The sequence below is a fragment of the Streptomyces sp. NPDC097619 genome (assembly GCF_040302735.1).
Lineage (GTDB): Bacteria > Actinomycetota > Actinomycetes > Streptomycetales > Streptomycetaceae > Streptomyces.
In genome coordinates this window covers 1-6,454 of record NZ_JBEOSD010000260.1, presented here as the reverse complement: position 1 = coordinate 6,454, position 6,454 = coordinate 1, and the positions used below count along the sequence as shown (strand labels likewise).

The following is a 6,454-nucleotide window of genomic DNA, read 5'->3' as shown; positions in this document are numbered from 1 at the left end:
GGTCTGCGTGCTGCGCTTCGCGAACATCCTCGGACCGCGCGCCGACTCCCCGCTGGCGGCGTACTTCTCGCCCTTGAGGCCCCCGCGCCTCAATCGCCGGCGGGGCTGGTTATGGTGCCGTTCGTTGTCGGGTGCGGCCCCCGGCCGGCTGGGCGTGATCGAGCCCGCGCGGCGTTCGAGCGCATCGGTTTCGGGGGCTGTTTGCCGGGCCGGCGGGGCTACTTGGCGTCGGCGTAGCACTGGACCACCGCCGTGGTGAAGGGGAAGCGGACCGGGGTGTCGCCGAAGGTGACCTGGCCGGCGAGGAGGCCCGCCGTGCGGATGGCGTCGGCGACCTGCTCGGCCTCCTCCGCGGGGCAGTGCACGATCACCTCGTCGTGCTGGAAGAAGACCAGCTCGGCCCGGAGCGGGGCCAGGGAGCGGCGGAGGGCGGCCAGCATGAGCAGGGCCCAGTCGGCGGCGCTGCCCTGGACGACGAAGTTGCGGGTGAAGCGGCCGCGGGCCCGGCCGGGCCCGGAGGCGTAGCCGGGGACCCAGGCGGTGTCGGGGGCGGGGGCCGGCTCGGCGGGGTCCTCCTGGGGGAGGCCCTCCTCCTCGCCCGCCGGTACGCCCCCGGCGGCCGGCGGGCAGGTGCGGCCCAGCCAGGTGCGGACGAGGCGGCCCTCCTCGCCCGCCTTGGCGGCCTCGTCCACGTAGGCCACGGCCAGCGGGAAGCGGCGGCGCAGCGCGGCCAGGTTCTTCAGGCCGTCCCCGGAGGTCTGCCCGTACACGGCGCCGAGCACCGCGAGTTTGGCCTGGTCGCGGTCGCCGGAGAAGCCCTGCCGGGAGATGGCGGTGTACAGGTCCTCCTCGCGGCCCGCCACGGCCATCAGCCCCGGGTCCCGGGAGACCGCGGCGAGCACCCGCGGCTCCATCTGGTCGGCGTCGGCGACCACGAGCCGCCAGCCCGGGTCGGCGACCACGGCCCGCCGGATGACCTTGGGGATCTGGAGGGCGCCGCCGCCGTTGGTGACCCAGCGGCCGGTGACCGTGCCGCCGGGGACGTACCCGGGGCGGAACCGCCCTTCGTGCACCCAGTCCTGGAGCCAGGACCAGCCGTGCGCGGTGTGGATGCGGTACAGCTTCTTGAACTCCAGCAGCGGTGCCACCGCCGGGTGCGACAGCTCCTCCAGCTCCCAGCGGCGGGTGGAGCGGATCCGGATCCCGGCCGCGGCGAAGGCCCGGATGACGTCGGCCGGCAGCTCGGGGCGGACCCGGCGGCCGAAGGCGGCCGAGACCTCGTCGGCCAGCTCGGCGAGGCGGCGCGGCTGCCCTCCGCCCGCGTACCGCTCTCCGAGCAGGCCGGTCAGCAGCTCGCGGTGCACGTCGGCCCGCCAGGGCAGCCCGGAGCGGTTCATCTCGGCGGCGACGAGGGTCCCGGCGGATTCGGCGGCGGTGAGGAGGTGCATCCGGCCGGGGTGTTCGGCGGCGCCGTGGCGGCGCTGCTGCTCGGCGTAGACCTCCAGCAGGTCGGCGAGGGGCAGCGGGGTGTTCTGCGGTTCGAAGAGGGCGGACTGGGTGCCGGGGACCGCGGACCGGGGCGGCGGGTCCGCGGGCACGGGGGCCTTGTGCAGGCGGGCGAGGGCGGCCGCGGCGGACCGGGGCTCGCCGGAGCGGCCCTCGTGGCCCAGCAGGAGCAGCTCGGCGACCTCGATGTCGTAGCAGCGGTCCACCCGCAGGCCCTCGGCGAGGAGCCGGGGATAGACCTCGGGGCTGCTCTGCCAGACCCAGCGGGTGTCGGCGGGGGCGGCCGCCAGGGCCTCGGCCGGGCCGGACAGACCGCGGACGGGCCCGGCGGCCGTGCCGTCGGCGGCCAGCGGCACGGCCTGCCAGCCCCCGTCCGCCGCCTCGGCCAGTGCCCAGCGCCCGCTCATGCGTACGAGTCTGACAGCGGCCACCGACAACGGGCCGCAGCCGCTCCGAGCCGCGCCGGGCGCCGCCGGGCGGACCCGAGGACGCGGGGGACCCAGAAGGCGCACGGAACCAGGGAGGCGCACAGGACCCGGGAGACCGGGGAGACCCGGAAGACCCGAGGGACCCGGAGGGCGCGGCCTACGGCAGGCTCTCGCGACCCGGGGCGACGCGGGCGCGGTCGGCCGCCGCGATGCCGTCCGTCCAGCCCGCCTCGTCGGTGGCCCCGCGCAGCCGGCTGGTCGTGGTGCGGGGGAAGAGCTCGTCGGCGCGGGCGCCGACGGCGAGGTCGTGGGCGGCCAGGGCGGGCAACAGGGGGCCGGAGCCGGTCGCGGAGACCTCGGCGGCCAGGGTCTGTTCGGCGGCCTCGGCGAGGCGGTGCCCGATCCGGCCGGCGTAGGCCAGGAAGAAGGACTGTCGGAAGGTCTTCGTCCGCTTGCGTCCGCCGGCGCGCTGGGCGGCCTCCGCCCGGGTCATGGCGGCCGTCCCCTGCACCAGCAGGGAGGTGTGGAGGAGCTCCACGGCCTCCAGATCGGCCTCGAAGCCGACCACGGTGGAGAACTCGAAGGCACTGTTCCAGACCGCACGGCAGCGGTTCGCGCCGGCCACCGCGTCCAGCAGCACCGCCTTGGCCTCCTCGTAGGGGGCCTCCACCCCGATCCGGCAGGCGCCGGGCCGTCGCGCGGGTGCCCCGCCGCGGGCCGCGACCAGGGCCTCGTCCACGGTGTGCCGGGCCATCAGCTCCTGCGCCTTCGCGCTCAGCGCCTCGGCCTCCTCCGGGTAGGTGGTGGCCTCGGCCTTGGCCAGCAGGGCGCGGATCCGGCCCAGGGTCTTCGGGTCCCCGTGCGCCTCCGCGGCTCCGGCCAGCGGGTCCCCGGGGACCGGGCCGACCGGTTCGAGTCCGGGGAGGCGGACCAGCAGGCGCAGCAGCTCCAGGAGGGCGGTGGCCAGGCCGAAGCGGTCCGCGGACTCCCGGCGGGCCCGCTCGGGGGCCCAGCGGTCGTCCCCCTCCCACCAGACCCGCTCCGCCCCGCACTCCGCGAGCTGGGCCCGCCACCGTTCGGTGAGCTCGTGGGGCCCGTACCGGCGGCCCTCGGCGGCGATCAGGTCGGCGGCCAGCCGCAGGTGCTCCCCGTCGAGTTCGCGGCGCACGAGCCGGGTCAGGTCGGCGGGCTGCCAGCCCCGTTCCCACGCCCGGCGCACCAGTTCCCCGCCGCGGCGCAGCAGCTCGCGGCCGGTCTCCGGCCAGGCGGCGGGGTCGGCGGCGAGGAGGGAGGCACCGGTGTCGAGGCCGGTGTCGTCCTGCGAGTACAGGGCGGCCGCGAAGGCCTGCTCGACGAGGGGGCGCATGTCCTCAGGGTAAGGAGCGTGGGCGTTCCTCCCCGTTTCGGGGGTTCGGCCCCGGACCCCGGCCTCCCGGACCCCGGCCTCTGCCCGGACCTCCGCGCCCCGCGAGTCGCCCGCGCTCGCCGCGAGTCGCCCGCGCTCGCCGGGAGGGGTCCCCGCTACCGCCGGGAGGGGTCCTCCGGCGGGCCCGGCTTCGTGTCCTCCTCGCGAAGGGCGCGGGTCTCCGCCTTGAGGATGCGCATCGACTGGCCGGCGGCGCGCGCCATGTCGGGCAGCTTGCGGGAGCCGAAGACCAGCAGGCAGGCCACGGCCAGCACCACCAGGTGCCAGGGTTCGAGGGCGTTTCTCAGCACGGGCGTACCCACTTCCTCGGGTGCGGGGCAGGACGGCGTCCGGGCCGTACCGGAGGCCGGTGCCCGGGCCGGACCGGGCCATGGAACCCCCTCCCGGCCGTGTCGGACAAATCTGAAGAAGATCTGAAGAAAGGTCGAAAACGGATATCCTCTGCCCCATGAGCTGGCTCCGGGCGCTGAAGGACACCGCCCGCTCGGCCGTGACGGTGGAGCGCACCCGTCTGGAGCCGCTGGTCGCGGCCCGGGCCGCCGTCGGGTTGGCCCTGGTGATCGGGGCGGGACTGGTGTTCCTGGGCCCCGGGGCCGCGGCCAGTTCCGCCTTCGGCGCCTTCCAGGCGGCCATCGCCACCTTCCAGCGGAGCTGGCGGCCGAGGCCGGTACTGGCGCTCGCCTCCGGGGTGACCCTCGCCGTGAGCACCTTCGTCGGCTACCTGGTCGGGGCCTCGCACACCGCCGCCTTCCTGGCCCTGCTCGCGGTGTGGACCTTCCTGGCGGGGCTGGCCTGGGCCGCGGGGCCGACGGCGGGCATCATCGCCTCCGGCAACGTCGCGATCATGCTGGTCACGGTCACCCTCCCGACCTCCGTGGCCCAGGCCGCCGGGCACGCCGCGATGATCGCCGCGGGCGGGGTGGTGCAGGCCCTGCTGATCGTGCTCTTCCCGATCCGGCGCTGGGGCTCCCAACGGGACGCCCTCGCCGACGCGCTGGCCGCCGAGGCCGACTACGCCCGCCGGCTGCGGCACGAGCCGCGCGCCGCCTTCGACCCGCAGCCGCTGATGACCGCCCGGGCCGCCGCCACCCTCACCCCGCGGCAGGCCCGCCGCCGCCCGGCCGAGCTGCACGGGGCCCGCGGGCTCGCCGAGCGGATCCGGCCGGTCCTGGCCTCCCTGGCCGACCCGGCGGTCGGCGTCCCGGCGGAGGGCCCGGCCCGGGACCGGGTCCGCGAGCTCCTGGCCGCCGCGGGCACCGCTCTGGACGCGGCGGCCCGGGCCATCCGGCACGGGGAGGAGGTCCGGCTGCCCGGCCCGGCCCTGGGCGTGCTGCGGGCACCCGACACCGGGGAGCTGCTGACCGGGGCCCCCCGTCGGGCCGCCCTCCGCCTCGCCGCCCTCCTGGACGACGTACTGGAGACCGCCGCGCCGGGCTCCGGACGGACCGCGAGCCCCGAGGATTCCCTCGTGCGGCCCACCCTGCCCCGGCTGGTGCCGCTGGCGCTGCGGGCGGTCCGGGCCGAACTGCGGTCGGACTCCCCGATCCTCCGGCACGCGGTGCGGCTCTCGGCGGTCTCCTCCGCCGGGTACGTGATCGGGCACGCCCTGCCCTTCGGGCACGCCTACTGGGCCCCGATGGCCTCCGTGATGGTGATGCGCCCGGACTTCGGGCAGACCTACTCGCGGGCCGTGGCCCGGTTCGCGGGCACCCTCGCCGGGGTGGCCCTGGCCACCGGGGTGGTCCAGCTGCTCCAGCCGGGCCGGTACCTGTCCGGGCTGCTCGCCGTGGTCAGCGCCTTCCTGATGTACACGCTGATGCGCACCGGGTACGCCGTCTCGCAGGTCTTCGTCTCCGCCTACGTGGTCTTCCTGCTCGGCATGGGCGGCACCCGCTGGGACCAGACGGTGCCCGACCGGGTGGCCCTGACCCTGGTCGGCGGGGTGCTGGCGATGGTCGGGTACGCCCTCTACCCGGCCTGGGAGACCCCGCGGCTGCGCACCCGGCTCGCGGACTGGACCGCCGCCGACGGCCGGTACGCGGCCGCGGTGCTCCGCCGGTACGCCGACCCCTCGGGGGCCCGCCGGGCCGAGGTCCGGGAGGCCCTGCTCGCGGTGCGCGCCACCCGGATCGCCTGGCGGGAGGCGGTGGCGCGGGCCGCGGGGGAGCCGGTCCGGCACCGCGGGCTGTCCCGGGACGCGGCGGAGCGGGCCGGGGACGCGCTGGCCCGGCTGGGCCGCGACGCGATGATCCTGGAGGCGCACCTGCCCGATCGGGACGCGCCACCGGTGCCGGGCGCCGCCGCCCTCGCGGAGGCGCTGGCCGGCTCGGCGGAGCGGGCCGCCCGGGAGATCCGGGAGCGCCGGGTCCCCGACTGGGAGCCGGTCCGGGCCGCGCTGGCGGCGTGCGCGGCCGCCGGACACCCGGTCTTCCTGGAGGGCGCCGGTCAGCTGGTGACGGACCTCGACCGGCTCTCGGCGGCCCTGGAAAGCTGACCCGCGGGGCCCCGACGGAGGCCCCCGGGGCGGCGGAATCTGACGGTCCGACACTTCGGAGCCCCTGCTGACCTGCCGCTCCCGCTCTTTGTGACCGTCCGGGCACCGCGCGTGCACGTGCATCTGCCCATGCAGCCGCATATGAACACAGCTATGATCCGGTGCAGTTGACATCGCACTATCGGGGGCTTCCTGTGGACCACGCGTACAACGGCATGGCCGCCACAGAACTCGACGGGGTGGTCTGGCAGAAGAGCAGGCACAGTAACTCGCAGGGTTCCTGCGTGGAGTTTGCCAGGCTGCCCGGGGGGAACGTGGCCGTCCGCAATTCGCGATTCCCCGAAGGCCCCGCGCTGGTCTACACCCCGGCGGAAATCGAGGCGATGCTCCTCGGCATCAAGGACGGCGAGTTCGACCACCTGATCGCGCCCTGACCGCGCGCCCTGATCGTGCCCTGATCACGTCCGGAGCGCGCCGCGCCCGACGCGGGCCGGGTGTACGTGCGGGAGGCCCGGCCGGTCGCGGAGGTGAGCGCGGATCGGGCATTGGCCGGGGCGGGGTCTACCGGCATCCGGTCCGCTTCCAGCGTCACGGAATGTC

5 protein-coding genes are annotated in these 6,454 nt (G+C 76.7%); 2 read left to right on the top strand and 3 right to left on the bottom strand.

All coding sequences use genetic code 11. From position 1 onward, the window contains the following. Positions 1-218 precede the first annotated feature (218 nt). The 3 genes from ABTZ17_RS35710 to ABTZ17_RS35700 all read right to left on the bottom strand — a co-directional run bounded on the left by ABTZ17_RS35710 (position 219) and on the right by ABTZ17_RS35700 (position 3,650). Entirely contained in the window at positions 219-1,913 is a 1,695-nt protein-coding gene (locus ABTZ17_RS35710; RefSeq protein ID WP_352199976.1) for a bifunctional 3'-5' exonuclease/DNA polymerase, read from the bottom strand. Between the two features lie 178 nt (positions 1,914-2,091). Beyond that, on the bottom strand, positions 2,092-3,300 hold the full coding sequence (locus tag ABTZ17_RS35705) for a DUF2786 domain-containing protein (protein ID WP_352199975.1): 1,209 nt from the start codon (positions 3,298-3,300) through the stop codon (positions 2,092-2,094). Positions 3,301-3,455: 155 nt separating this feature from the next. Beyond that, a complete protein-coding gene (locus ABTZ17_RS35700) occupies positions 3,456-3,650 on the bottom strand; it encodes a twin-arginine translocase TatA/TatE family subunit (RefSeq protein ID WP_352199974.1) in 195 nt (64 codons plus the stop codon). A 158-nt stretch (positions 3,651-3,808) separates the two neighbouring features. Here ABTZ17_RS35700 and ABTZ17_RS35695 point away from each other — a divergent pair, with 158 nt between their 5' ends. Both ABTZ17_RS35695 and ABTZ17_RS35690 read left to right on the top strand, forming a co-directional pair. After that, positions 3,809-5,854 carry an FUSC family protein gene (locus ABTZ17_RS35695; RefSeq protein WP_352199973.1) on the top strand — a complete coding sequence of 682 codons (2,046 nt, stop codon included), beginning with the start codon at positions 3,809-3,811 and terminating at the stop codon, positions 5,852-5,854. A gap of 194 nt (positions 5,855-6,048) precedes the next feature. Beyond that, the gene (locus ABTZ17_RS35690) at positions 6,049-6,288 is read left to right on the top strand and encodes a DUF397 domain-containing protein (RefSeq protein ID WP_352199977.1); all 240 of its coding nucleotides are present in this window, start codon (positions 6,049-6,051) and stop codon (positions 6,286-6,288) included. Positions 6,289-6,454: the final 166 nt, after the last annotated feature.